Source organism: Synechococcus sp. ROS8604, from assembly GCF_014279655.1.
In the GTDB taxonomy this organism is placed as follows: Bacteria; Cyanobacteriota; Cyanobacteriia; order PCC-6307; family Cyanobiaceae; genus Synechococcus_C.
In genome coordinates, this window is record NZ_CP047946.1 from 892,985 (window position 1) to 919,179 (window position 26,195).

Genomic DNA, 26,195 nt, shown 5'->3' on the forward strand with positions numbered 1-26,195 from the left:
ACAGCATGAGCGGCAAAACCACCACCGATATCGTTGCCAAGCTTTGGGGCCTCTGCAACGTCCTCAAAGACGACGGGGTGACGTATCACCAATACGTCTCTGAGCTGACCTATCTGCTGTTTTTGAAGATGGCGAAGGAGACCGGCACAGAGGCTGGAATCCCAGAGGAATGGCGCTGGGATGCGCTCGAGCCGCTTAGCGGGCTTAAGCAGATGGAGCACTACAAGCTGCTCTTGTTGGAACTGGGGAGTTCTGAAAGCGGTGCATCGGTTTTGGTGCAGGAGATCTATGCCAACGCCAGCTCATTCGTCAAAAGGCCCGTCACGCTGAACAAGCTGGTGGAGGAGATCGACAAGCTCGATTGGTACAGCGCCAAAGAGGAAGGGTTGGGCGATCTGTACGAGGGGCTGCTGCAGAAGAACGCCGAAGAGAAGAAGTCAGGGGCAGGTCAATATTTCACGCCACGTCCACTCATCGATTCGATGGTGGCGGTGATGCAACCCCAGCTCGGAGATGTGATCCAAGATCCTGCTGCTGGTACCGGCGGTTTCTTGATTGCAGCGCGCAGCTGGATCGCCAATCACCAAGACATCTATTCACTCACGGAAGCTGAGCAACAACGCTTTTACCGGCGCACGTTCTTTGGGATGGAGCACGTGCAGGACACTCACCGCTTGGCGTTGATGAACCTGATGCTGCACAACTTGCAGTCGACAAGTGGTGAAGGTGGCATCCGCTATGGCGACACGATGAGCAGTGAGGGAGAAGGGCTGCCCAGGGCCAGTTTGATGTTGACCAACCCACCCTTTGGCACCAAAAAAGGCGGGGGGCTACCCAGCCGCACTGACTTCACCTTCCCCACCGCCAACAAGCAGTTCTGCTTCCTGCAACACATCTATCGGGGCTTGCAACCGGGCGGCCGTGCCGCTGTGGTGCTGCCCGACAACGTGTTGTTTGAAGGCAACGTGGGCCGCCAGATCAGGGAAGACCTGATGGCCAAATGCGATCTGCACACGATCCTGCGCCTACCCACCGGCATTTTCTACGCGCAGGGCGTGAAGACCAACGTGCTGTTCTTCACCCGAGGCCAACACGATCAAGGCAACACCGATCAGGTGTGGGTCTATGACCTGCGGGCCAACATGCCGAAGTTCGGCAAGCGCACCCCACTCACTCGCGCCCATTTCAGCGAGTTTGAAGCCGCCTATGGCTCTAATCCCTACGGCAAAGCTGATCGCACAGCCACCGGGCCTGATGGCCGTTGGCAATGCTTCAGCAGCGATGAAATTGCTGCCCGCGACTTCAGCTTGGATCTGGCTTGGTTGCGGGATGAGTCAGCCGATGACGCTGAAGATCTACCGGAACCTGAAGTTCTTGCTCAGGAGGCAATGGATGAGCTGGAAGAAGCATTAGGCCTTTTAGGCCAGCTAATAACCGAAATTTCCTTCGAGGCCGAAACCAAATAAAGAGAAGATGACACCATTCGATCGGCGATTAAATACAACACTTGGCGAGATTTGCGATATAGCAAGTGGCGCAGGCTTTCCAAAGCATCTTCAGGGAAAAACGGAAGGTGAATTAGCATTTGCCAAAGTTTCCGACATTTCGGAAGCCGTTAAATCTGGTCAGCCCCTAACAACTACAAAAAATTACATCACCACAGAGGTTTCCAAGGAATTAAGGGCAAAAGTATTTCCACCCGGCTCAACCTTATTTGCAAAGATTGGAGAAGCAATTCGCCTCAATAGAAGGGTAATTACAGCCATCAACTGCTGTGCAGATAACAACGTAATGGCAGTTGTGCCGAACAAAGAGATAAGCGATAAATTCATTTTCTACTTCTTAAGGACGATTTCCTTCGTTGATGCCTCAAGAGCAACAACTGTTCCTTCAATACGGAAAAGCGATGTCGAGTGCATCGAAATCAACCTACCGCCACTGCAGGAGCAACACCGCATCGCCGACAAGCTCGAAACCACGCTCGCCGCCGTTGAAGCCTGCAGACAAAAGCTCAACAATGCCGCCGAAACCATCCAGCGATTCCGCCAATCCGTTCTGGCCGCAGCTGTTTCTGGTGAGCTGACGAGGGAGTGGAGAGAAGAGAGGGGGATTGAAGGGGAGTGGCCCAAAGTTTCACTATCAGACCACGTCACCAAACCCGCTTATGGGACATCGTCCAAATCCAGTCCCTCAGGATTGGTACCAGTGCTTCGGATGGGAAATATTCAAAACATGAAACTTGACTGGGGAGATCTGGTTTACACATCAGCTGCAGAAGAGATCGAAAAATACCAACTCAAAAAAGGCGATGTCCTTTTTAATCGAACAAATAGCCCAGAGCTTGTAGGCAAGACTGCTATTTACAATGCCGAAAGACAAGCCATATACGCGGGATATCTAATCAGAGTCAGATGCAACAACACATTGCTCCCGGAATACTTAAATTTCAGCTTGAACTCGCCGCAGGGCAGGCACTATTGCTGGAGGGTGAAGTCAGACGGTGTGAGCCAGTCCAATATCAACTCAAAAAAACTCGGATCTTACAAATTTGGCCTACCTAGCATTGAAGAGCAGGAAGAGCTATGTCAGCAGATAAACCTCTTACTTAGTAACGGCGAAGAGATCGAGCTGAAGATCCAATACTCATTGCGAGTTCTCAACAACTTCACCAAAGCATTACTTGCCAAAGCCTTCCGCGGCGAGCTTGTCCCGCAAGACCACAACGACGAGCCGGCCTCAGTGCTGCTGGAACGGATCAAAGCCCAACGTGAAGCAGAAGCAGCAAACAAAAAGCCAGCCAAGCGAGGCAGAAAGAAGAAGGCTGATGCTGCTCAGCTCGCCATTCCTGACGGCATTGCCGACAACCACCTCGCCAAGGTGCTTGAAGAATGCGGGCCCCTTAGTGAATTAGCTCTGCTTGCCGCTTCAGGGCTTGAACCTCGAATATTTAAGTTGCAGCTGGCGAAAGAGCTCAGCGTTAATGGGCTCATGCAGGTCGATTTGCATGGCGAAGCTGCCTATGCCGATGCAGCCTGGGAGGAGGAGTTATGAGCGAAGAAACAGGTTTGGTCGAAATCCCGAAGTGGCATCAATTCATGCTCCCTCTGCTGAAGGTGCTTCAGGAACGTGGTGAGCTTTCACGCAATGACGCCATCGAAGCTGTCGTTCAAAAGGTGGGCCTGAGCGAAGAACAAATGGCCCTTAGCCAAGAAAGCAATGGCAAAAGCATCGTGCGTGGCCGTATTGGCTGGGCATCGTCTTATCTGCGATCAGCTGGTGCATTGATTGGTCCAAAACGCGGTTACTTCGCCTTAGGTCCCAATGCCCAAAACCTCTTTGGCCTCAATAGGCCCATCAAACGTGCTGACCTCACGGGCTTCAAGGAATGGCAGGACCACGAAGCTTCTAAGCAAGCCAAGAACCACGCATCATCCGACTCCACTGCCGACATCAACACAGAAGACAGCACTCCAGAAGATCTGATCGAAGCGGGGGTCAAGCAGATCAAGGAGCAGTTGGTTTCTGACCTGCTGGATCAGATGAAAGAGATGGATCCTCACGACTTTGAAGGCTTGGTTTTAGACGTACTCCCTGCCATGGGCTACGGCGGTGGTTCCAGGCAAGCAATGCAAGGAGTGCCGCGTGGACCAGATGGAGGCATCGACGGCAAGATCAACGAAGACAAGCTCGGCCTTGATCAGATCTATATGCAGGCCAAGCGCTATTCAGAAAACTCAGTCTCAAGCGAGAAGGTGCAAGCTTTCGTTGGTGCCATGACCTCAGGCGGCTGCAGAAAGGGAGTCTTTGTGACCACTAGCAAGTTCACTGCTGATGCGATCCGCTTCGCCAACAGCATTCGCGATCCACGCCTTGTTCTTGTCGATGGCGACAAACTCGCCAACTTGATGATTCAGCACGGGGTTGGCATCCAAACCAAAGAGGTGATCAAGATCTCCAAGATTGATCTCGACTTCTTCTCAGGTGGTGGTGATTAGGGAGGGAATATGCGCATCACATCTTTTAACTGGCAACTTCAGAGGCGACACTCACTCAAATCACGACTAACAAGCTATATAAATATGTTTCTTTATCATTTAACTGAGACACAACTTCTTCATTAATGGTGATGAAACGAAATTCTCGATCCACTCTTGAAGCCAGGATGGCAATCGTGGCCTTTACGGAGTCAATTGCAGCTTCATTTGCTTGTAATAGCTATGCTTGTGTTAATACCACAGACTATTCTGTATTTCCTGAGGAGCTCTGTTCTCTTGAGACATATAAGGAATTACTGCCTGATAAAACTTATGATTTGATAACTCTTTGTTCTCCGCTGGGGCTTAAGGCGTCAAGTACAGGGCAAATTAAAATTCGCCATGCAAATGCCTCGTGGAACCAGTTGTATGAAGCATTGCCTAGCCTAAGCCCAGAGGGAGTATGTCTTAGTATCGTAGAACCAAACTTCTTCAATTGCCATGGCAATGATGAATTCAGGGAATACTTAAATTCTCTTGGCTTCTTTATTAAAGCAGTTTTTCGCCTGCCTAAAGATGCACTCGCTCAGACTTTAATTAGACCCATTGTGTTGCTAGTGTCAAGAAAGCAATCAGAAAATATTTTTGTATCTGAGATTATTCATCAGGAGCAAGCAAGAGAAATAGTCTCAAGGCTTAAGAAAGGCAATCAGGGTGCCTCTCTATCGGAAGGCGTGCTTGTTCGAAATTCACAATTCACTGGTATTGATTATTTAAGTGCAACGCTGAAAATCAATAGTCTTCAATCTCAGTACAAGACATATACCACCTCAACTATTGGCGAGCTGTCTATTGAAATCAATACCTGCAAGCCTGGATGCAACTTTACTGAGATAGAAAATGCCATCTATCTCAGTGCAGGAAGCTTAAAAGTAATCACCTCTTTCGCAGAGTTGCCTGACAATCATCGTTTTATCACTCAGATTGTTTTCAAAGACTTTGTCCGATGTGAGTATATTAAATGCTTCTTGGAGACGGAATATGGTCGTCTAATTCTTGAATCCGCATCGTCTGGCTCGGCAGTAAAGACATTGAGGCGAAGTGCTCTTGATTCGCTCTTGGTGCCGGAGCCTTCAATTGAGGAACAAGAGACGATCATTAAGTCGTCGGAAGTGCTACAGCGACTTACTAAAGCTATTAAGGAGTTTGAGCAAGACCTTGCTGTTAACCCGAAAAATGCCAGAGATATTATCGGACATGCTACGAATATGCTTGCTCAGATAGGCAAGATCACACTCGCTGAGCATGTTCGAGATCTAATCAGATCTGGCGAATCAAGACAGGTTGAATTTAAGCAAACCCTGTCTTGGGATGTTCGAAAAGGTGAAAAGTCAAAAGAAATTGAGAAGTCAACACTTAAAAATATTGTTGCTTTTATGAACTCCGCTGGGGGTACATTACTTATTGGAGTCCATGATAATGGCGACATACTTGGTATTGACGAGGAAGTGAATCGCATTCGCCAAGGATCATTGGACAAATTTATGCTCCATCTGAATAATTTAATAAGTTCACGAATTGGAGAGCAGTTCTACCCATTCATCTCAATAGAGATAGCTACTCTTGATGAAAAGAGAATCCTTTGTATTAACTGCAAGTCATCTCAGGAACCTTCCTATCTTGATGAAAATGATTTTTATATAAAAACACACCCTGCAACAGCTCTTCTTCAAGGCTCGAAGTTGATTGATTATGTTAGGAATCATTTTTGACCTAGTTTTGCGTACAGCTTTATTTCGCTTTTCCCAAGCGCTATTTCTGACCTTTTTAAAGGGAAGCACTTTAAGTGTACGCCGTCTACAAGGATCCTTTTTTTAACCATGATGCTTCAATTAATAATTGCTTGATTTAAATGAGTGTATTTTTTTAGACAGGAGTTTTTGCGAATACTGCCCTGTTACTACGAATAAATTGATCTTTTAATTTTCTGGAAGAGTAGTAATTGGCAGGAATTTCTGGATGCTTTGACTACGTTCTAAATCTCTTGACGCGAAATACCGATAGGTGTGATCACTGGGCTGATGCCTTGTTGGACCAGGCATATAACTGCCAGTAAGTGCGAGATAACGCGCAAGGGGTAGTGGGAGATAGGCCTGAGCGTCGTACAAACGATCTAGTTGGCCTCTGTCTTGATCCGTGAAGCCAAATGGCCAAAGACCATCGGTAGCAATCACCAAGGCATGCAGAGCTACCCGATTGAAGTGGCAGCTGCTGAACTCCGCTCCGTTAACTGGATCAATGCTGTGCCAGCGCCTTTTACCGCGAGCAGTGATCTCTGAATCAATTTTCAAGCTGATTGGTGCTCGGTATTGCTCTGGTAGTGGCTGCGTTGGCTTCCAATGATGATCCAGGCCTCGTCTTCCACATACTCGATCCGATAAACGACGACCCCTTAGACCCGTAGGCCAAGTCGATCCGGCATCGCAAGCCAGTGGCTTGTCCAGTACCCACGACGCATGACGGGGGTCAGGAATCCAGTCCGACTGCTCTACAAGCGATAGACCACAAGCTTCAGATAGTGCCCTGATATCACCGTTGAAGCGCCAGCCTCGGGGCATGTCGGGACAACTTGGCGGAACTGAACGTACCGTGAGCTTCAGCTGATGTGCGCAAGCCAGAACGGCCATCAAACGGCGCGCACCGAGTAACCCCACGAGCTGTGCTCCACCTCCTTCAAGTTGCACCAACCGTGGATCAATGGCCTGAATTTGCCAACGGCCATTGATGCTTTCCAGACCCTCTTCGAGCCATCCCCCTTCGCACCATCCACGCAAAACAGCTTCCGCAAATCCCGGCCATTCATTTGGTTTGTTGCGCAGTTGGCTGTAAAGGGCATAAAAATCGCGACGAGGAAGAGATCCACGTCGTTGGAACAATGCCGAGAGGCTCTCCAGCATCTGCTGTTCAAACAGATGGTTGACGTTGTAGTCATGCTCATGAATTCGCTGCCATGCCCATCTCAATTCGGCTTCATCGAGGTGAATGCTCGGGGACAATGATGGAGGGAGAGAAAGGGGTCCAAGTTTTAATTCCCAGTCCTCACGGAAGGCCAAATGATGTTTTCGGCGAAATGGAAGCGATGCATCAAGTGCAGCCAATCGGATCGTTCGTTCTTGGAGGCTGCCATCGTTGAAAGCTGCCTCAAGCACTGCAGCGCCTATTGGAAGCTCCTTTAATCGACGCAGCTTGGAGGAAGGTTCCCAAAGCTGACGCTCAGCTTCGCTTGCTCGATCGTTGAATTTTTCGTAGAGCCCACAGGTTTGATCGGCAAAGCGTATTTGGACTAATTCCGCTGAAAGTCCTTCCGGAATCGCTAGAAGGGGTAATCCAAGCCCTGATGCTAAGTAACCTTTTCCCTCAGCCAATCGAACTCCCCCACGATTACTAATCCGGGGTTCCTGCAAAACAACTGCAGGTGAGATAGATCCCATTTGGGAAACAACATGCTGCAATGCGTGATGAGATTCTTCGCTTTGTATTTCAAAGCCCTGCCATCGGTCGTCATCAAAATCCAGTGGCAGAGATTCTGCTCCGCAGTTTTGAAGCAAGGAAGCAAATTTTTCTTGAACCAAGACGTGCGTCGCATCGCTGAGCTGCTCGAGGCGGAGCAGCCGAAGCAAGCGCAGTTCGGGATCCATCGCGAAAGGCAGAACTCCCGTGTTTAACCAAGGATGAAGTGTGTCGCCTGAGATTTCCGGTTCATCAAGAGCGCGAAAACCAGCTTCTAAAGGCGCATACAACTCGTCTTCGGGATCCTGCGGAACAACTAATGCCTGGTCAGCCAGCCAGTCCGAGGTGGCATCTATTCTAAATTCTTCTGGAATGGATTGGCCTGGGCTGTGAAGCAGCAATAGACCAAAAGCATAATCGAGGTCTTTTAAAAGCAGTGGACCAAGTGATCCGCGAGCAGCCTCAATGTTGCTTTCTTCTATTGGTTCTATCTCTATTGATATAGAGCTACTCTCGGAATCCTTCAGATCCGGCTCTTCTTGTACTGCAGGTGCTGATAACACTTGCACATCAGCAGGCAGTAAGGGCTCCTTTTCTTCTTCATTTCGGCCAAGAAGCTGTAATGCCTGGCGCTTGATTTGCCTAAGCCGCATCACAATTGGTAGCAATCTGGCCAACTTGATCACCCATGGCGTCAAGCCACCAGGACTTGGCTCGTCGATGATCGATGCCGTTTCGTCAAGTCCCGTCTCGAGATCCCCAACGATTTCGGCGATGCGGGCATTAAGAGCATGGATTCGTATCCGGCTTTCCGCTTCGTCTCTTAGGTCGTTTTCGATATCCTGCAATTGTGATTGCAAATCAAGAATTAGTTTCTGGCGTCTTGAGTCGTGTCCTTTTAATGCACTACGTGAGCGGTTGGCACTGACAAGTAATTTCCTAGCGCGCAAATACTCCTCCATGAGATTTTCTGGTGGAGGGTTAGTTGGAAGATTGCTGGCGTCATATGGATCAGTATTGTTTTTCATCGCATCACTCACCTACAAGATCTTCAATTAAAGACAACAGTTCTGCTTTGCTAAACGCGTGTAATGGAGTCGGTGGAGCAACTACTCCTTTGGAATCAAGCCTCGCAATGATTTCTTTTTTATTCATTCGTGAATAGCCACGAATTCCATTCTTTTTGCATAGATAAATTAGATCAGCCCTTAGCTGCTTCTCAAAACTTGGCTGGCCTTGCAATAGAGGACGAGGGGAAATCGAATCCTCATTTTTATGATCTACCTGCTGACCATCTTCTCTTGCTTCCTGATCAAGAATCGCCCGCGTACGCTGAAGGTGCTCGCCGATCGACCGGTAAAGCCTGGCGTCACTTCGAGCAAGCTCTTGATTAGCCGCCAAAAACATATCGGCAAGAGAACCGTTTGACTCCTTTGTGGGATTGAGGCTTGCTTGATCTGGAATATCAGCCATTGAAAGTATTTTGGTCAGTCACAACAGGCAGGCTTTGTTGTCTTTGTTTAAAAGCGCGCCAACGTTTCTTGATAGATTTCAACCGTTCAATCCATGTACTCAGACCAGTGCGAGGAGTTTTGTGAGCGGATTCAACAGAATTTGATATCTCCTCAGTAAAACCATCAACTTCCTTGAGAACAGCCAGTAGTTTCTCGTTCATGGCATGCAATTGCATGCGAGTTTGAGCTTCAATAACCAAATCATTTTCTAGTCTTTCAATCTCGGCACGAACCTCAAGGATGATGCGTTTTTTATCGTCCATGCTGCTGCGCCAAAGTCCACGAGCAGTATTGGTCTCATTCAGGGCTTGCAGTAGTGCTGGGTATAGTGTCTCTAATGCCTCTGCTTTAGGAGCCCTGGGGAACTCTTTTGCAGATCGGAATGCTGGCATTAAACATTGATTTGCGTGTTGCAATGCAGTGCCAGTCATGATTTTAGGAAAGCGCGAAAGAAGTACGTGATTTCTTTGACCGCGATTATCTCACGATTTCTGCGATTTCAGTACTTGTTTCGGTCGATCAGATTCTTGGCTTGATTTACCCTTTTCAGGCGCCTAGATCACTCTGCTGTATCCACTGCTACAACGAGTTGCTTCATCTGGCCTGGCTGTTAGCGGCTGCGATGTGGGTATTGATGTCGCTTAGAGGGGTACCAGCCTCTATTCATCGCTCTTGTGCAGCACAAATGCGAAGCGTTTGGACGCAGAGCAATTATTTTGCCGAATCTTTATAACTTTATCCATAAGGCTTTAGGAGTTATAATCTATTGCTTTTGCCTAAGACAGGTGGATATACGACTTACGCTTTTTGCCTTTTAGATATTGACTTTATAGCTTACTTAGGTGATGTAATGAGCCTGCTATGTCAAACAGTTCCTTTCTGACTATTATTGAGTGGGGCGATTCGAGGCTGCTATTCGGCTTGGTTTGTTTTCCTTAATTAGAAAGTAATGGAACAACGTCAATGGTGATACTTCCATCTTCATCACGTCTCATGTCATAGATCATTCCTTTCATGTAACCCTGTAAGGAGACAAGAAAGTCCTGCTCTTGTTGGGTGGGATTCTGAATAAACGATGTCACCAGACGAAGTGAGAGCCCAACAGAACCTAAAAGTCCTAGGGGAGCCATAACCACTGATAGGCCAGGTACCATCAACAGAAGTACTGCGAGAAAAACCGAAACAGGTAAAGCACCAGCAGCTATTAATCCACTACGTTTCAAGATATCCATCAGAATTTCTTTCTTCTGATCATTTGATCCGTTGATCAGCTCTTCCCTTTGGATTAAAAACATATCCAAAGCGGTGATTGCTGCTGCATAGGCAGATGCTTCAAAAGCATTCCCAAGCGTCCTCTGCCAAAATTCTTGAGTTCTAACAGTTGTCAGAAAGGCGTCAAAGTGGTTGTCAAAACTGGCCGTCACTCTTTCGGTAATAGTCATGTTCTCAGAACTTCGGGAACGATTTGCTGAACCGTCTTCCCAAATAGCATTTTTGGGGTCAGAGGCCCTATCTGGGTTGTTGAACTGACTTTCTACGTGTGACCATTGTTTCCCCTGGGGGTCACCACCTTTGAGGTATTGATCTACGACGTGCGTACCGTATCTAGTTAGTTCATCAGGAAGTGCCCGAACAGCATCAACAGTACTGATGCCATGGTTTTTCATTGCACTGGTGATACGAGTCACCTGGCTTGGGTCAAATGGGATATCTGCGAATCGACTTAGGGACGATCCGATTGCACCCACACCAACTGTTGCAACTGCAGTTGCTTTGTCTGCAAGTGGTTGAGCCTTGATCAGCGCCGACTTGACCGCACCTTTTATACCTATCGATGCCTTGGCCTGTATCTGTTGGATATGTTCAGACATCGATCGCGTTTTTGATGCAAGGTGTTATATGGACATGATTTTCGCATGTTTTTTTCGGACAAGACCTTTATGTATTAACCGCATAGATAACTGCTTGTTCCAAGTTTCGAATGGGTCATCTGCTTTGACACCCCCTTCTTCGCTGAAATTTCAAGGATCCGAATCCCTCAAATGCGTGCTCTTTTAAATTGGTCTTATCTCCGCCGTCCTCTTAGAAATTTTTGGAGGGAGTTTTATACACTATTTAGCGACACCTAGTTTAGGCAATACACAACCCCCGGCAATGATGGCATAGCATTGTAAATAAAGATTTTCATGACATTAATCCAATCAATTACTTGTTAAGATTTTTAATTCATGGAGAGTGAAACAACAATCAATAGAGTAGCTAGTCCAAGGCAAATAGAGCAAGTTATTGGATATGTTTTGCACAATTGTATTATCAGAAAAGGCCAAAAAATTGGAAAAAACCATGCAAGAATGCCTAAGCACCCCAGAAGACCAGCCTCAGAATCTTTTTTATCCTTTACGGCTTTTTCCTTAGATACTTTTTCTTGTTTATCTTTTTCTATTTGCCACTTATGCTCTAGCTCAGCGCTGATTGATTTTTTACTTATAGCGTCATCTTCGACTGTCCATCGGCCATATTTAACTGCTGATTTTACGTCGTCTTCAACCATTAGACTATCTTTAGGTGCTCGGGATGATGAAGGTAAGGGATTCGAATCGTTTTTAATTTTCTTTATTTTTGCAAGTACACTAGAAGCAATCCTTGAACCGCTGATTAAACGTTTTTTGAATTCATCTAGTCCATCTTGCTCGTTATGAATGCGTTCATCCCTGAGATCATTGATTTCTTGTTCTAAGCGCTTTATCTCAAGTTCCGCTTTTCTAGCTTTAATTATTTTCCTTTTTTCCCTCCTTAGGAATTCAGCTTTCTGTCGTAAATTGTCTAGACGTTTTGGATCGTTGCTTTCGTTAGTTGACATTGCACCGCAGCGGGAAATTTAAGTTGGCTTGGGTATTTTTAAAAGTATATCGTCTTTCAGCCGAAAGGTCATTAGCCAAATGCTCTTTGTTTTGAAGCTAGTTTTACTTTTCCTCCAATAAAGAATTTTGCTCAGAAGTCGGCTACTAAACCGAAGCCAGATTTACAGTGCAATGTCTTAAATTCCATGGGATTTTACTGGCGAAATACATTTCGTCACGTTATAGTAAGTGGAATTATGCGCGAAAAATGGGAAGTAACTCCAAAGACTGGTCAATGGGTCCTTGCTGGCTAAACTTAAGTGGGGTGATTCGAGGCACGCTGTTTTTGCAGGCAATGCACGCAAGACTAATTAGAAGATTACACGTAATGCATACTATTTCTCTCGTATAGACTAATTCATGAGTGCTACTAAGACATTGATTTCTGTTGCTGAAGCCGCTGAAATTCTTGGTCGATCCAAAAGTACAGTTTATGCCGCTTTGAATGCATTGCCTCCAAGGCTGCATTATCAGGATGTACGGCGTCGTTTGCTTCTAAGGGAAGGTCTTGAAGCACGTTTCGCTCGATCAACCCGTCCAAGAATTGATAAACCTCAGGCACAGGCTTCAGAGGCAAAGAGCAAGACAGCAAACGATTTTGAGAAGCAATGGGAGATCATTGCAAAAATTGCAAACAAAACTCTTGATAGCAGCGCTTGGTCAGGACCTCCATGGTCGGGTAAACAATGGGCGGTATTGGCTGGAACTATTGAGGTCGGCATGGAAGCACTGGATGCTGAAACGTAGAAGGTTTTACCGGATCTTCTCAATCGAAGATCAGTTTTCAGAATTCCATATTTGTGAAACTGAGTTTTGCCGTGTCTTCTAGGTAGCGATCTAGGTCTTTCCCCTTCAAGTGGGGAAGAATCCATTCGCTATCCCATATTTCAACGATGCTGTTTCCGACAATCTTTGCAGGGTTGATCTCGGCTCGCTTCGTTCTTGGATCAACCACAACCACCAACCCCGTGCTGTGAAACCACTCATTGAACCTCTCTCGTTCTGCGTAGTTATCGAGCCTTGAGTTCATGAATGCCTTCAGCTTGGCCCTGGCCTCACGTGCCGCGGCCTTGCCCACTGTCTTGCTCTTAAGAGCAGCTAATTTCCTATCGGCTATTGCTACGGCGTTTTCGGCTTCTATGAGCGCAGCGTCTGCTTCTTCGAGGGTTTCGGTAAACGCTGGGTTAGGCGCTTGGCCTTCCATGAGCGCCTTGCTGATGCCTTGTTTGATGTTGTCGACGATCCGCTGCTTTGCGCCCTGAACCTCTTCAAGAGCGAGCAGGTGCTGCCTTGCTTGGGTTACCTCCTCGTCGTGGGATGTGCTGCTGTAACGGTCCTCCCATCTGAAGTCGTGAAGCATCTCTAGGAGCGCAACTTCGTTGTAAGGGGTGCCGACTTGTTTCCCTTTGACGTTGCATGCGTCGTGATCCTTATGGCCAACCCTGCACCGATAGTTGCCTGGGTAATGCCGCATCGATCCGTCTGCCAATTGCTTGGATGTTTGAGGCGACCACCCCATAAGCCCACCGCATTGGGCGCAGAAGGATCGTTTTTCGAACAGGTTGTGCTTCTTCTTTGATCGTGTTGCTCCTAGTCCGGTGTCACGGTCTTCGATGATTCCGCGGATCTTCTTCCATTCGCCCTCAGTGATGACCGGTGGAAACACTCCGGGAATAGGAGGGCCTGCTGGTTTGTTGTTCTTACGACGAGGCTGAAACTCCCCGAGGACAGTCCTTCTTTTGAGGAGGAGCCGAACGAACTCTGGGCTCAGCAACTTCTCCTCTCCTTTGCGCGGATGTGGACTCTTAAAGCCCTCCTGCTTAAGCACTTGAGCAATGCGAGCTCCGCCCATGGTTCGGGCGAGTTCCCAGATGCGAACTATCAGTGGCCAATGCTCATTCGCCTTGAACACACCGCGGCCGTCTCTTTCTTCTGGATGGAACTCAAGCCAGAACGGATAATCCTTCGCGGACTTTGATTTGCCGCGAGGTTTGAAGGCTTTGGAAAGGTTTCCTTCTCTTATTGCTTTCCATTTGTCATCAACGGCTCCAAGGCGCCGCTCACGCTTCCTCTCACTCTCGCGTCGTGCCCTCTTTAGCTCGCGAAGGATCTCTTCTCCGCCAGTGTTGAGGTTGGTGATAATGCCAAGTCTATTCCAGGTGTCGTCGTCTTCGTAAGGGCAGACAGCAATGCCCAAGCCCGCATCGAAGATTGCCAATAACTCCCTGATGCCGTCTTCGACCTCCATGCGGGAGAAACGGTCGATGTCCTCTACTAACAGGACTGTGCCCGGTGGATATTTGGCAGGGTTTTTGATGAACCACTGGAAACGATCTTTCTTACGGCCTGAGAGCTTTACTTTTTTCGTATCAAGCAGCGTGAATTCGGGATGGTTGGCGAGCCATTTGTCCCGTGCACGTTTCTGTCGAGAGTGGTCTTGCTCAGGTGTACTGACACGCTGGTATGAGACCGCCAGTTTGTTGGCTGGAAGTTTCACCTCTTTTTTCTGTGTCTCAGGCGAAAGCGTTCCCAATTTTTGACCGTAGATCTGTCAGTCATACCAGCGGATTCAGCTGGTGTCTATTAGGAGGCGTTACGTCATCACTCCATTGTGCTGCGTCCAAGGCAGCGTTCTATGCGCCTGCCTTGGGTTCTGACTTTGGTTCTGATTGTGCGAGATGGCTGGCTCGATTGGGTGGATAGCCAGACAAAGCCTTTCAAGGCGATTAAGACGTTGAAAGGAATCAAAAGACCCATGGCGCCATATATGACTTCACTTTCAGGGCGATTGGCTGGTGTGGCCTCAGCGCTGAGCCTCGGACTCCTCTCTATTGCTACGCCTTCCGTGTCAAAGGCGCAATCGATTGCAGCGTCGAACCGTTGTCCTGAACCCGCTGTTGTTGTTCAGAGTGATGAAGTCGTTCCTGTCACGAAGGAAAATTATGCAGCGGCTGAAACTCAGACCGTGTTTGCCAAGTACATCGCCAACGTTGCCAAGGGAAGCTGCAGCGGTGGGATGGGTGTGCTGTTGAACGACAGCAAAGCAGCAGATCCAAAGGATCGAACGGTGATTCGCATCAATTTCGATACCTTGTATTCATGGTTGATTTTGGATCTCAATGATCCGGCAACAATCACGCTTCCTGAAACAGGTGGTCGCTATCAAAGTGCCATGGTTGCGGATGATCAGGGATACGTCTTTGTTTATAAAAATCCTGGTGCTTATGAATTAACCAAAGAGAATGTTGGCAGTCGTTATGCGTTGGTGGCGTTCCGCACCGGAGTCAATATGGGTGATCCAGAAGACCTCGCCAAAGCTCGGGATTTGCAGAAAGAATTGAAGGTGAGCCAAGCAAATCGTGGTGAATTTGTGCAGGCCAATCAATGGAACCTTGAGGACATGCTCGCCTTACGTGCTGCTTACAACAAAGAGCGCAATGAGCAAGGCGTGAAGTCTGATGACCTCTATGGCCGTAAGGGTGTTATTTCTCCAGAGCGAAATAATATGGGCGTTGCTGTTGGGATTGGAGGATTACCAAAAGAAGGGGCTGTGTATCTCTTCTATACGCCATCTTCTGAGCAAGCTCAAACGCTCACTCTTAAAGATGTTCCCAATGGAAGCAATGCATTCTGGTCTTTAACTGTTTACGACAAGGATGGTTTCCCAGTTGGTGACGCTTACAACATCAACAGTGCCTTCGCAACAGAGAATGATCAAGGCGAGGTTGTCCTGAATTTTGGTGGTGACGCCAGTCAGGATAATTATCTCGGCATTTACCCAGGTTGGAATGCCACCTTGAGGATTTACAACCCCACGCCTGCTTATTTTGATGGCTCCTGGACGCGTCCGGAGTTGGTGCTGAAGTGAGTGTCTGATGCGATCACGAAAGATCAGGGTCCTATGGCTTCAACCGTGGATAGGCCCCATTTTTGATCCCAATGGTGCGTAATGCTGCATCGCTGCTGGTCTGCAGTGATGCAGGCCCTTCATTCATGGTTATGACTAAAAAAACAGTGATCGACTCAGTGGGATTTCGTTTGTTCAGGCGTCAAGCGCGCACCGTCTTGATGGCTTCAGCTCTTGGAGCAGGGCTGCTTGTTGGTTCGCAAACCAGAGCTGACAGTGGTCACTCTCATGCAACGAAGCACAACTGCCCTGAAGCGGCGATTGAGACCAAAGCCACTGCGGTCACACCGGTGACCAAGGCCAATTACGCCGTTGCTGAGACGGAGGTGATTCTTGAAGATTATGTCCGCAAAATTGCCAAGGGAACGTGTGGCACGGGTGTTGGAGAGTTTATGCACCTCAGTAAGGCCATGGATCCAGCGGATCGGACAATCCTGAGGCCCAATTTCGATACGTTGTACTCCTTTGCAGTGCTGGATCTTGACAGCCCTGCAACCGTTGTCTTACCTGAAACAGACCGCTATCAAATCCTTGAAGTGGTTGATGAGGAGCATTGGATTCCCGTTGTTAGCGCTAAGCCCGGTCGTTATGAGTTAACGAAGGAAGCCATAGGGAGTCGCTATGTGTTCGCGTTCGTGCGCACACAGGTGAACATGCAGGATCCCGCTGATTTGCAAGCCGCCGCTGCTGTTCAAAAGCAAATTGGTTTGGAGCAGGCCAGCAGAGGTGAATTTATCTCTAACCATCGCTACAACATGCAGGAGATTCTTGATCTGCGTGCCGATTACAACAGTCGCCGTGAACCCGAGGGTGTGACCTCGGAGAACGCCTTTGGCAAAAGGGGAGAGATCAGCGATGAGCTGCGTAATTTCGGCGTTGCAGTGGGCTGGGGTGGATTGCCTAAGCAAGGAGCCGTCTATCCCTTCCCCAAGATTGTTGACTCCATCGAGCCTCACACTCTTGTGATGAAGGATGTGCCCAGTGATCCTCGGGCTTTCTGGTCCGTCACGGTGTATGACGCCAAAGGGTTTTCAACCGGTGAAAAATATAATGTCAACAGTGCATTTGCCAAGGCCAATGAAAAAGGTGAATATGTTATTCATCTAGGTGGAGATAAAAATCAGGATAATTATCTTGATATTTATCCGGGTTGGAATGTGGCTATTCGTGTTTACTCTCCAACAAAGTCGTATTTCGATGGCAGCTGGAAACTACCTCAGTTTCAGCCCGTTCAATAACTTTGAAGCCCGGGTTAAAAATCCGGGCTTTTTTTAACCAAGTTGTGCTCAATGATGAGCTCGTCTTATTGCTGCCTAGACGATGAGGCTGGCTCTGATAGATGCAGTCAAATGTGATGAGGACCGCGTGATCCAGGAGGTGGTCCCATTTGGGCAAATGTTGGATTTTTTTTGGTTCCGCAGCGCACCCCATTCTTAGAAAGTCATTGAACAGGTTTTCTTGTTGATTGGCTATGTCAGGCATTTCCAGCAAGCTGCGCAGACGTTCTTCTGCGGTGCTTCTTACATCGTTGGCGGTGGCCGCTGTTAGTGCATCGGATCGTGCTGTCAATGCACAACAAGCACAAGCGAGCCAACGTTATACCACTCCCATCCCTGAGGAGATTTTCACTCCAGACACTGTCAAGACCAGTGCCGGAACGTTTCGCTTCTTCGATGGGATGCCTGATGAGGCAACGGTTCGGACAAGTTTCGACAACCTTAAATTCATCCGTGGCTATGAAACGTTTCTGACCTTGATGCCCGCAGCAAGCATCGAAATGCTGCGTCATGGTCATGCGCAAGTTGGCGTGGATGATCACACCAAGGTGGCCTTGATGTCTCCCTTGTATTCGAACCCCCTGTTCCTTACAGGTAATACGGATACGATTTACGGTTCAACATTTTTCAACCTTCAGGATACTGGTCCGATGGTGATCGAAATCCCCGCTGGACTTGGTCCAGGCACGATCAACGATGCCTTCTTTCGCTTTGTGGCTGATACGGGGGCTCCGGGGCCTGACAAGGGGAAAGGTGGTAAATATTTGATTTTGGGGCCTGATGATACTGAGCCAAGCAATGTTGGTGATTATTTTGTGTTTCGCTCTCCAACCTATTCAAACTGGTTGATTCTCAGGGCTTTCCTTGATTCCAATGGGAAACCTGATAAGGCTATCGCTAATTATGAAAGTGGATTGCGTCTTTATCCCTACTCGCAAAAAGACAACCCACCTCGGATGAGCTTTGTTAAAGTTGGCGAAAAGGTATTTAATACTGTTCACGCCAACAATTTTGAGTTTTTCAATGAGCTCAACACGGTGATCCAACGTGAGCCCATTGCCTTCTTGGATCCTGAGCTGAGGGGATTGGCCTCTTCGATTGGTCTCGAAAAAGGCAAGCCTTTTTCGCCCTCTCCACAAGATCGAGAGATCTTAGAGGAAGCCATTCAAGTGGGTGTGGCTTATGTGCGCTCTGATATGGGTAAGCCTCGTAATCAAGATGTTTACTTCTATCCAGGCAAGCAATGGTTCACTCCGTTTGGAGGCGGGAGTTACGAGTGGCTTGTTGATGGTGGCAAAGGTGGTCGTAACCTTGATGCCCGCAATAATTTCTTTTGGGGTTACACCGTCAACACGCCAGCCATGGTGCTGAAAATGGTGGGTGTTGGCTCTCAGTACGGAGTCGTAGCCACCGACTCCAATGGCACTTACCTCGATGGAAGTAAGACATACAAATTCACCATTGATAAAGATGTTCCTGCGAAGGATTTTTGGTCAATGGTTGTCTATGACCCGCAGACCCGCTCTGAACTGCAAACGGGTCAACTTCTTCCAAGTAAAAATAGCGTCCGAAATCAAGATATGAAAACGAATGCTGACGGAAGCATCGATCTGTATTTCGGTCCTAAGGCCCCTGCAGGTCAAGAAGCCAATTGGATTGAAACTGCGCCTGGCAAGGGTTGGTTTGCGATCTTCCGCCTCTATGGTCCGCTGCAGCCTTGGTTCGATAAATCCTGGCAACTGAATGACATTCAGCCTCTTGGTTGAGGCCTGAACTGCTCAAATTTTCTCTGTATCCTCAACCATGTCTGTAATCACTCGTTTTCCCTCTGCTGTTCTTTCAGCTGTGTTCTTTGCTTGTAGCGGTTCTGCGCTTCATGCCGCTGATGTTGTGCCAAAGGGCTACAACACGCCTATTCCCGTCGATGTTCTGACGCCAGACACGGTGAAGACTCGGCTTGGCACCTTTAAGTATTTTGATGGTTTTCCTGATGACGAGACGATGCGAAAGGCACGGCGTCAGGTGGATTTAGGCCGTGGTGTGCAGACGTTCTTGAATTTCATGCCAGCGGCATCTTTGGAGATGCTGTATGTGGGCCATCGTGATGGCTATGGCCTGAAGCCGAATCGCGATATTGGCCTTTTTGATGAGTTGATGAGTGCTAAGTCTCTTTGGCTCACGGGAAACACCGATACGGTCTACGCCTCAGCTTTCCTCGATCTCAGCGATGGTCCGGTCGTTGTGGAAGTTCCACCTGGTACGGGCCCTGGAACGTTAAACGATGCTTTTTTCCGCTTTGTGGTGGATATGGGAGGTCCCGGTCCTGACAAAGGTAAGGGAGGGAAGTACCTCATTCTTGGGCCTGGTCACCAGGAGCCTGCAGCCACCGATGGCTTTTTCGTTGCCAGGACTCCGAGCATCATCAATTGGTTGATTCTTCGTGGTTTTCTTGATGATCAAGGACAGCCTGATACGGCACGTGAAAGCTTTAAAAATGGCTTGAAGGTGTATTCCTACGCCATGCGGGCTAATCCTCAAGCCAACTCTTTCAAAAACCTCACTGATTGGACGGTAAATACCATTCATGCCAATAATTTCAGGTTCTACGAAGAACTGAATGAGGTGATTCAGCGCGAGCCCTCTGAGATGTTCTCTCCAGAGCTTCTAGGGATGGCGTCAGCGATTGGAATTCAAAAAGGAAAACCATTTGCCCCGAATGCGGAGCAAAAAGCACTGCTTACAGAATCTGTAGCGATTGGTAATGCCACGGCGCGTTCGATCCTATTTTCTCCTCAGGATCCCAAGGCTTATATCTACCCAGGGAAAGCTGGTTATTGGCAAACAGGCTTTCCAGGAGGCAGCCACGAGTATCTCGTGGACAAAGGAAATGGAGGGCGCGATATGGATGGACGCACCCTGTTCTTCTATCTCGCCACGGTGAATACACCGGCAATGGCCCTCGAGCTTCCAGGTGTGGGGTCGCAATATGCATTCACCTCTCGCGATGGCAATGGTGCCTATCTCGATGGAGCGAACATCTACAAACTCACGGTGCCGGCAAATGTTCCGGCGAGACGTTTCTGGTCGTTTGTCGTCTATGACCCCCAGACCCGTTCGATGTTGCAAAGCAAGGAATCGCCCTATCCAAGCAAAAACAACAAACGCAATCAGGACATGGTGAGCAACGCTGATGGCAGCGTTGATCTCTATTTTGGTCCAGAGCCTCCAGCGGGCCAGGAGGCGAATTGGGTGAAAACCGTTCCTGGTAAAGGTTGGTTTGGAATCTTCCGTTTGTATGGACCTGAGCAAGCTTGGTTCGACCGGACCTGGAAGCTGGGTTCGATCGAGCAGATTTAAGCGAGGTTGATTCTTATTCCCTCGTCAGGAACCAAGGTTTTGGTTCCTGATTTTTTATGGATTATTGTTGTAGGAGACTCGCTAATCATGACTGTCCGGTTATAGCCACTGATAGATGTTTCGCGAAGCCTGTCATGCTGTCCCCATTGCCTGGTCCCGTGCGTGCAAAATCTATGCCCTGACCGTGGGAATGTATTGCTTGTTTCTTTAAAATTGAAGGCGGTTAATATATTTTAAGAGATCCAATGGCTGCCAAAACGTCATACGATGTTGTGATCATTGGAGGTGGATTTGCTGGCGTAACTGCGGCGCGAGATCTTCAGAAGAGAGGGCTGAGCACCATTGTGCTCGAGGCGCGAGATCGCTTGGGAGGTCGCACCTTCTATGAAGAGCGCAATGGCTTTCATGTTGAACTTGGCGGCACATGGATTCACTGGACTCAGCCGTTTGTATGGGCTGAGAAAGAACGCTATGGGCTTGAGGTTCAGGAAACACCAGGATGTGTTGCTGAGCGCATCGCGATCAAGATCGATGGAAAGGTTCAGGAGCTGCAGGAGGCCCAACTGGGTGAATTTGTTGAAGGGTTCGAGCATTTCTTTGCCGAGTCAAAGGGGGTTTGGGAGCGCCCCTATGACATTCACCACTGCTGGGAGGCTGTATGTGAACGGGATGCGCTGACGGTTGCTGACCGTCTCAATGCTCTTGATCTCACCCCTTTGCAGCGCACGAGTCTTGGTGGCTTCTTAGAGATCCTCTCCATGAATCAACCGCAAAATGCCTCCTATGTGGAGATGATGCGCACCTGGTCACTGACGGCTTGGAACTATCAGTTGTTTAACGACACAGCGGCCCGCTACAAACTCACAAAAGGCACAGCTGCACTCGTGGAGGCGATCACCCGAGATGGTGGTTTTGAGGTGGCGCTTAGCACTGCAGTGCGCTCTGTGCAACACACCAGCGAAGGGGTGAGCGTCACGACGGAGTCTGGGGAGCGGCTAATGGCACAGCGTGCAGTGGTGACTGTTCCTTTAAATGTGCTCCACAACCTGCACTTTGATCCGCCCCTCTCTGAGGTGAAGCTGGAGGCTTCGAAGCTCAAGCATGTTGGGGGTGGTTGCAAGGTGTTTTTTGAAGTGGGAGGCGACCCCGGTGCGGTGATGACCCTGTCTCGTTCAACGGACTCACCCCTCATCGGCAGCTTCACTTACAAGCGTGGTGAAAAGCATTCGGTGCTTGCTGGTTTCAGCCTTGAACCTGATGCGTTGGAAAAATCGGTTGATGAGTGGCAGCCCGTTTTGGAGGAATTTATTCCAGGGGTCAAAGTGCTCTCCACCTTTGGCCATGATTGGGGTGGAGACGATCTCTCGCAAGGCAGCTGGTGCACCTATCGCCCCGGAACGGTTGCACGATTCACAGACGAGTTACCACGCCAGGAAGGTCATCTGTACTTTGCCTCTGGTGATCATGCCCAGGGATGGCGAGGATTTATTGAGGGAGCGATTGCCAGTGGATCGCGTACGGCCGTTCAAGTTGCTGAAAGCCTCAGGACTTGAAAGGCAAGAGCGCACTTGTATCAGTCAAACAACCAGCGCAGTCCTAGGTTCACGCCGCTTTGGTCCACGCTGTAGGCGTTGCCTCCGCCTCCGGCGTAATCAAGCCCGAAGTACTTATAGGAAAGGGAGATTTGGGCTGAGTTTCCAAGGGCGTAGGCAATGCCTGCCTGCGCCGTTCCGCTCAGATCCTGTTCTCCGCTTAAGCCAAACCCGCCGGCATCCAGGTAGGCAAACGCCTGCCAGTCTTCACTGATGGCATAAGTGCCGAAGGCACCGATCAACGGTTGCACCCAGGTGTTACCCCAGCTTTCGCTGGAGGATTTCTCCAGTTCACGCGTGTTCTCGCGGCTTATACGTCGCCCCTCCACGGAGACGGTGGTCTCGTTGCGAACGGACCAGCTGGTGTTGAGGTTGGCGTCGATCACTCGGGCTCCAAGCAGGCCAAGGAAACTGCTACTTCCTTTTTTCATCCGTGGTTTCTGAATCGCTCCTGCTCGGTAGCGGAAGGCCAGATCAACGATGGTTTGATTGACATCAGCGTCAACATCTAGATCTCCATCGACGCGAATCGTGCGCTGTCTGAGTGCAGATGGAAGTCCGAGCTGATTGCGCAAGGGGTTCGTTGTTTCCTTAAAGAAGGATTTGGATCCGCTTCCGGACTGGCTCCCGTGATTGACACCGGCCATGAACCCGAATCGGCCATATTCAACTTGTGCTTTAAAGGTGAGCACTCCATCGAGCGAACTAAGCACATCCGAGAGGGATTGTTCCGCGCTACTTGTATTGCCGTTGATTGTTGTTGTGCTGTAAGTGGTTGGAACTAAGAAGGAATAGAGATCCAGGTACACACGCCAGCTGTCTTCCTCGTCTTGTTCCTGTTCGAGTTGCGTATCTTGATCACTCGCTTGACTGAGTACCAGGGGAGCAATTTCTTCTGTTTGTGAGATTTCAGGATCGACGTTGGCTACTACATCAGTCTCAATCTGAGCTTCATTGGCATCAACGATTTCTGCCGCAAGTAACGGTTTCATCGATGCTTCCACGCACAGCGTGCTTAGTGGAGCGATGAGAGCCAGGGGCAGAAAACGTGTCACGTATGGAGTTGAGATTCGCTGAAACTTAGGCGGGGCAATTTGTTATTGCTGCTGAATCTGATCCCATTCGTGCTGATTTTTGTGGGATGCCCTTGTCGGCTTGGTTTGATGCAATAAAACTCAATCGGTTTTTGGATCAAATTGATGATTTCGCGTTTCCGTGGGCGTTTAGGCCTTGCATGGCTGCTTGGATGTGCGGCCCTTCTGGCCCCTTCCGTTGCTGAGGCGCAAGAGAAGTCTGATTTTTTGGTCGCTGACCCTGTTGATTTTGATTTCACGCCTCTCGTCCACAGTGAAATTGCACAGGCTTCTGCAGACGGTCAACCTCCTGGTACGGATAATCAACCGGTCACGGTGACTCCAGGCGAATCGGTTGCTGCGGAGGAGGGTTCATTGGCGAAGGCGGCGCAAAACCCGATTGCCAGTTTGATCAGCCTTCCCATTCAGTGGAACAGCACTCCAAATACGCAATGGGCGCCGAATCTTTTGGACCCCAAGGCCAAGCAGAATCAGACTCAAAATGTAGTCAATGTTCAGCCGGTTATTCCCTTCAAGGTGAGCGATGGCCTGACATTGGTCACACGTACGATTGTGCCTTTTATTTCCCAGCCGTGGGTTGGCGGTACCTCGATTCAGGCACTTGGAGATATCAATCCATCGGTGTTCTTGGTACCCACGTTGAAAGGCAATTTCACGGTTGGTGTGGGACCCACCGTGGTTCTCCCAACAGCTACTGACAGTAGGCTTAGTTCTGGGCAGTGGAGTGCTGGTCCAACAGGCGTTTTGGTTTACACAAAAGGAAAAATCGTTGCCGGTGGTTTGATTAATAACATTTGGTCATTCGCTGGAGATGGCAAGAAAAATGATGTCAATAAAATGTTGATCCAGCCTTTTTTGAATTACAACCTTCCTAAGGGGTGGTATTTGACCAGCTCTCCAATTATTACTGCAAATTGGAATACCCCTGATAATAAGGGTTGGACAGTTCCTGTTGGTGCTGGCTTTGGTCGCGTTTTTGTGCTCGGGAAGCAGCCAGTCAATGCTTCTCTTAGCGCTTATTACAACGCAATTAAGCCAGAGGTTGCTGGCGAAACTCTCATCGGCGATTGGACATTACGTGCACAGGTTCAGTTCTTGTTCCCAACTGGTAGCTAAGCCCTTCTACTGTCATTGATGATGCTCATGGCAGGGTGTAAAAATTGATCTTTTCACCCTGCATCTGTTGGTTGCCGTGGTTGGGATGATGCTTCTAAAGGATCGAATTAGCATGCTTTTAGATTTGGATTGAGTCTACTTTAAAACTATTCTTTTCATGAGCAATCAACACGGTCGAATGATTATTATTCCATCAGGTGAATACTTAATCGGTTCCGATTCTTTTTATCCAGAAGAAGCGCCTGTTCGTTCTATTCAAATCAAGTCTTTCAAGATCGACGAAACTCCTGTTACCAATAGCGAGTATTCGTGTTTTGTCTCTGAGACTGGATACGTCACGGTCTCTGAAAAGCCGCCCGATCCTGTCTTGTATCCCAATCTTCCGCCTGATCAACAGAAGCCAGAATCAGCGGTGTTTATTCCGCCTCCTCCAACGCTGGATCGCAATCAACCAATGTCTTGGTGGGCCTTGATCGAAGGAGCCGATTGGCGGCATCCCCAGGGGCCTGATTCCAGCATCGCCGACAAGATGGATCACCCTGTGGTTCATCTTGCTTATGAAGACGCCCTTGCTTACGCCCAATGGATTGGCAAACGTTTACCGACTGCTGATGAATGGGAGGTGGCTGCCAGAGGTGGCTTGGTTCAGCAGAACTATTCCTGGGGTGCGGAGATGACTCCAGGTGGTCAGTGGCTTGCCAATGTTTGGCAAGGAGCGTTCCCTTGGACAAATGAACAGACGGACGGATGGTTCTGGACGTCTCCGGTGGGATCGTTTCCCGCTAACGGCTACGGCCTTGTCGACATGTGCGGCAATGTTTGGGAGTGGACCTCCACGTTGTTTCCGGTTCCCAAAGGTGAGCAGGAGCGTCGGATCATCAAAGGTGGATCCTTCCTTTGTGCTGAGAACTACTGCCATCGCTTCAGGCCAGCGGCTTTGATGGGACAAACAACTGATACAGCAACCTGCCATATGGGATTCCGTTGTGCGGCGGATTCAGCCTGAGATGTGAGTTGATCCGAATCGTGCTCAATTCATCCCTTCCGATGTTTGCTGTCGAATCCAGTAGCTAATGCTTAGGGAAGTTTTTGTTCTCTAATGCCCCGGCTTGAAACCAGTCTGTTGATCTTGGCTTTGCTCGGTGGGGGGCTGCCGCTTGGAGGTCCTGTTCAAGCCGCGGATGCACCAAGCCACTGTGAATCCAACGTGGGATCCCCTTCTGATCTGAAGGAGCTGAAACACGGTCTTGTGCAGGGCTACCTCGCACAGGACACTCTTCCTGATTCCTTAAAGCTGCTTGCTCCGCCGCCTGCTCCAGGATCAGCGGCACAGGCGCTCGATGATGAGTACGCCAACCTCAACATTGCTCTTCAGGAGACCCCACGCTGGAACCAAGCCGCAACGGATGCCGATCTCAACTTCCCTGCTGCTGCGGCAATTTTTTCCTGCAGTTTGGGAGTTGAGATTTCTGAGGAGCGAACCCCCAGGCTGTACACGCTCCTGCGTCGCTCACTGACCGACGCGGGACTTGCTTCTTACAAAGCAAAGATGCACTACCAACGGCCTAGGCCATTCGTGAGCAATAGACAGTCGATCTGCACCCCTGAAGATGAGTCGATACTCCGATCCGACGGCTCTTATCCGTCGGGGCACACATCAGTGGGCTGGGCCTGGGCTCTGATCCTCAGTGAGATTGCTCCAAGCCAACAGGATCAAATTCTCCAACGCGGGATTGAGTATGGAAAGAGCCGAAACGTCTGCAATGTGCACTGGTACAGCGACGTGCAAGCGGGGCAGCTCATCGGCTCAGCAACCGTGGCCCAACTGCACGCCAACCCCGTCTTTCGCGCTGATTTACGAGCAGCAGCAGCAGAAATCAAGGCGCAACAAGCGCTGAATCAAAACGCAAACGGCATCGACTGCGAGCTCGAGCAACAAGCGCTGCGTCCCTGA

General features: G+C 49.1%; 20 protein-coding genes. 13 read left to right on the forward strand and 7 right to left on the reverse strand.

Going from position 1 to position 26,195, the window contains the following annotated elements:
* Nucleotides 1–5: 5 nt before the first annotated feature.
* The 4 genes from SynROS8604_RS04655 to SynROS8604_RS04670 all read left to right on the forward strand — a co-directional run bounded on the left by SynROS8604_RS04655 (nt 6) and on the right by SynROS8604_RS04670 (nt 5,746).
* Nucleotides 6–1,466, forward strand: coding sequence for an N-6 DNA methylase (locus tag SynROS8604_RS04655; RefSeq protein ID WP_186545316.1), 1,461 nt, complete (start codon nt 6–8; stop codon nt 1,464–1,466).
* 7 nt (nt 1,467–1,473) lie between these two features.
* Nucleotides 1,474–3,051: a restriction endonuclease subunit S gene (locus SynROS8604_RS04660; protein ID WP_222930130.1), complete on the forward strand. Its 1,578-nt coding sequence runs from the start codon at nt 1,474–1,476 to the stop codon at nt 3,049–3,051.
* Nucleotides 3,048–3,995 carry a restriction endonuclease gene (locus SynROS8604_RS04665; protein ID WP_186545317.1) on the forward strand — a complete coding sequence of 316 codons (948 nt, stop codon included), beginning with the start codon at nt 3,048–3,050 and terminating at the stop codon, nt 3,993–3,995. The genes SynROS8604_RS04660 and SynROS8604_RS04665 overlap by 4 nt, the downstream gene beginning before the upstream one ends.
* A 167-nt stretch (nt 3,996–4,162) precedes the next feature.
* The gene (locus SynROS8604_RS04670; RefSeq protein WP_186545318.1) at nt 4,163–5,746 is read left to right on the forward strand and encodes an ATP-binding protein; all 1,584 of its coding nucleotides are present in this window, start codon (nt 4,163–4,165) and stop codon (nt 5,744–5,746) included.
* Nucleotides 5,747–5,953: 207 nt separating this feature from the next.
* On the opposite strand, the gene SynROS8604_RS04675 is transcribed toward SynROS8604_RS04670, so the two are convergent.
* From SynROS8604_RS04675 to SynROS8604_RS04695, 5 genes are all read right to left on the reverse strand, one after another.
* Complete coding sequence (locus SynROS8604_RS04675) at nt 5,954–8,332, reverse strand: hypothetical protein (RefSeq protein ID WP_186545319.1); 2,379 nt, start codon at nt 8,330–8,332, stop codon at nt 5,954–5,956.
* Between the two features lie 184 nt (nt 8,333–8,516).
* Nucleotides 8,517–8,957, reverse strand: coding sequence for a hypothetical protein (locus SynROS8604_RS04680; protein WP_186545320.1), 441 nt, complete (start codon nt 8,955–8,957; stop codon nt 8,517–8,519).
* Nucleotides 8,950–9,429 carry a hypothetical protein gene (locus SynROS8604_RS04685; protein ID WP_186545321.1) on the reverse strand — a complete coding sequence of 160 codons (480 nt, stop codon included), beginning with the start codon at nt 9,427–9,429 and terminating at the stop codon, nt 8,950–8,952. Before SynROS8604_RS04685 ends, SynROS8604_RS04680 begins: the two co-directional genes overlap by 8 nt.
* Before the next feature lie 504 nt (nt 9,430–9,933).
* Nucleotides 9,934–10,869, reverse strand: coding sequence for a hypothetical protein (locus tag SynROS8604_RS04690; protein WP_186545322.1), 936 nt, complete (start codon nt 10,867–10,869; stop codon nt 9,934–9,936).
* 350 nt (nt 10,870–11,219) lie between these two features.
* Complete coding sequence (locus SynROS8604_RS04695) at nt 11,220–11,858, reverse strand: hypothetical protein (RefSeq protein WP_186545323.1); 639 nt, start codon at nt 11,856–11,858, stop codon at nt 11,220–11,222.
* 400 nt (nt 11,859–12,258) lie between these two features.
* Here SynROS8604_RS04695 and SynROS8604_RS04700 point away from each other — a divergent pair, with 400 nt between their 5' ends.
* Nucleotides 12,259–12,645 (forward strand): hypothetical protein, encoded by a 387-nt coding sequence (locus tag SynROS8604_RS04700; protein ID WP_186545324.1) that lies wholly within the window; start codon nt 12,259–12,261, stop codon nt 12,643–12,645.
* A 37-nt stretch (nt 12,646–12,682) separates the two neighbouring features.
* Here the strand turns inward: SynROS8604_RS04700 and SynROS8604_RS04705 are convergent, their stop codons facing one another.
* Nucleotides 12,683–14,431 (reverse strand): recombinase family protein, encoded by a 1,749-nt coding sequence (locus SynROS8604_RS04705; RefSeq protein WP_186545325.1) that lies wholly within the window; start codon nt 14,429–14,431, stop codon nt 12,683–12,685.
* 222 nt (nt 14,432–14,653) lie between these two features.
* On the opposite strand from SynROS8604_RS04705, the gene SynROS8604_RS04710 reads away from it, so the two are divergent.
* The 5 genes from SynROS8604_RS04710 to SynROS8604_RS04730 all read left to right on the forward strand — a co-directional run bounded on the left by SynROS8604_RS04710 (nt 14,654) and on the right by SynROS8604_RS04730 (nt 21,992).
* Nucleotides 14,654–15,766: a DUF1254 domain-containing protein gene (locus SynROS8604_RS04710; protein WP_255445187.1), complete on the forward strand. Its 1,113-nt coding sequence runs from the start codon at nt 14,654–14,656 to the stop codon at nt 15,764–15,766.
* Between the two features lie 131 nt (nt 15,767–15,897).
* Nucleotides 15,898–17,043, forward strand: coding sequence for a DUF1254 domain-containing protein (locus SynROS8604_RS04715; RefSeq protein ID WP_370586581.1), 1,146 nt, complete (start codon nt 15,898–15,900; stop codon nt 17,041–17,043).
* Between the two features lie 233 nt (nt 17,044–17,276).
* On the forward strand, nt 17,277–18,848 hold the full coding sequence (locus SynROS8604_RS04720; protein WP_186545327.1) for a DUF1254 domain-containing protein: 1,572 nt from the start codon (nt 17,277–17,279) through the stop codon (nt 18,846–18,848).
* A 37-nt stretch (nt 18,849–18,885) separates the two neighbouring features.
* Nucleotides 18,886–20,439, forward strand: coding sequence for a DUF1254 domain-containing protein (locus SynROS8604_RS04725; RefSeq protein ID WP_186545328.1), 1,554 nt, complete (start codon nt 18,886–18,888; stop codon nt 20,437–20,439).
* 245 nt (nt 20,440–20,684) lie between these two features.
* Entirely contained in the window at nt 20,685–21,992 is a 1,308-nt protein-coding gene (locus SynROS8604_RS04730) for an NAD(P)/FAD-dependent oxidoreductase (protein ID WP_186545329.1), read from the forward strand.
* 20 nt (nt 21,993–22,012) lie between these two features.
* Here the strand turns inward: SynROS8604_RS04730 and SynROS8604_RS04735 are convergent, their stop codons facing one another.
* Entirely contained in the window at nt 22,013–23,023 is a 1,011-nt protein-coding gene (locus SynROS8604_RS04735) for an outer membrane protein (RefSeq protein ID WP_255445188.1), read from the reverse strand.
* A gap of 207 nt (nt 23,024–23,230) precedes the next feature.
* On the opposite strand from SynROS8604_RS04735, the gene SynROS8604_RS04740 reads away from it, so the two are divergent.
* The 3 genes from SynROS8604_RS04740 to SynROS8604_RS04750 all read left to right on the forward strand — a co-directional run bounded on the left by SynROS8604_RS04740 (nt 23,231) and on the right by SynROS8604_RS04750 (nt 26,195).
* A complete protein-coding gene (locus SynROS8604_RS04740) occupies nt 23,231–24,241 on the forward strand; it encodes a neuromedin U (protein ID WP_186545330.1) in 1,011 nt (336 codons plus the stop codon).
* 157 nt (nt 24,242–24,398) lie between these two features.
* A complete protein-coding gene (locus SynROS8604_RS04745; protein WP_186545331.1) occupies nt 24,399–25,247 on the forward strand; it encodes a formylglycine-generating enzyme family protein in 849 nt (282 codons plus the stop codon).
* A 93-nt stretch (nt 25,248–25,340) separates the two neighbouring features.
* Nucleotides 25,341–26,195: a phosphatase PAP2 family protein gene (locus SynROS8604_RS04750; protein ID WP_186545332.1), complete on the forward strand. Its 855-nt coding sequence runs from the start codon at nt 25,341–25,343 to the stop codon at nt 26,193–26,195.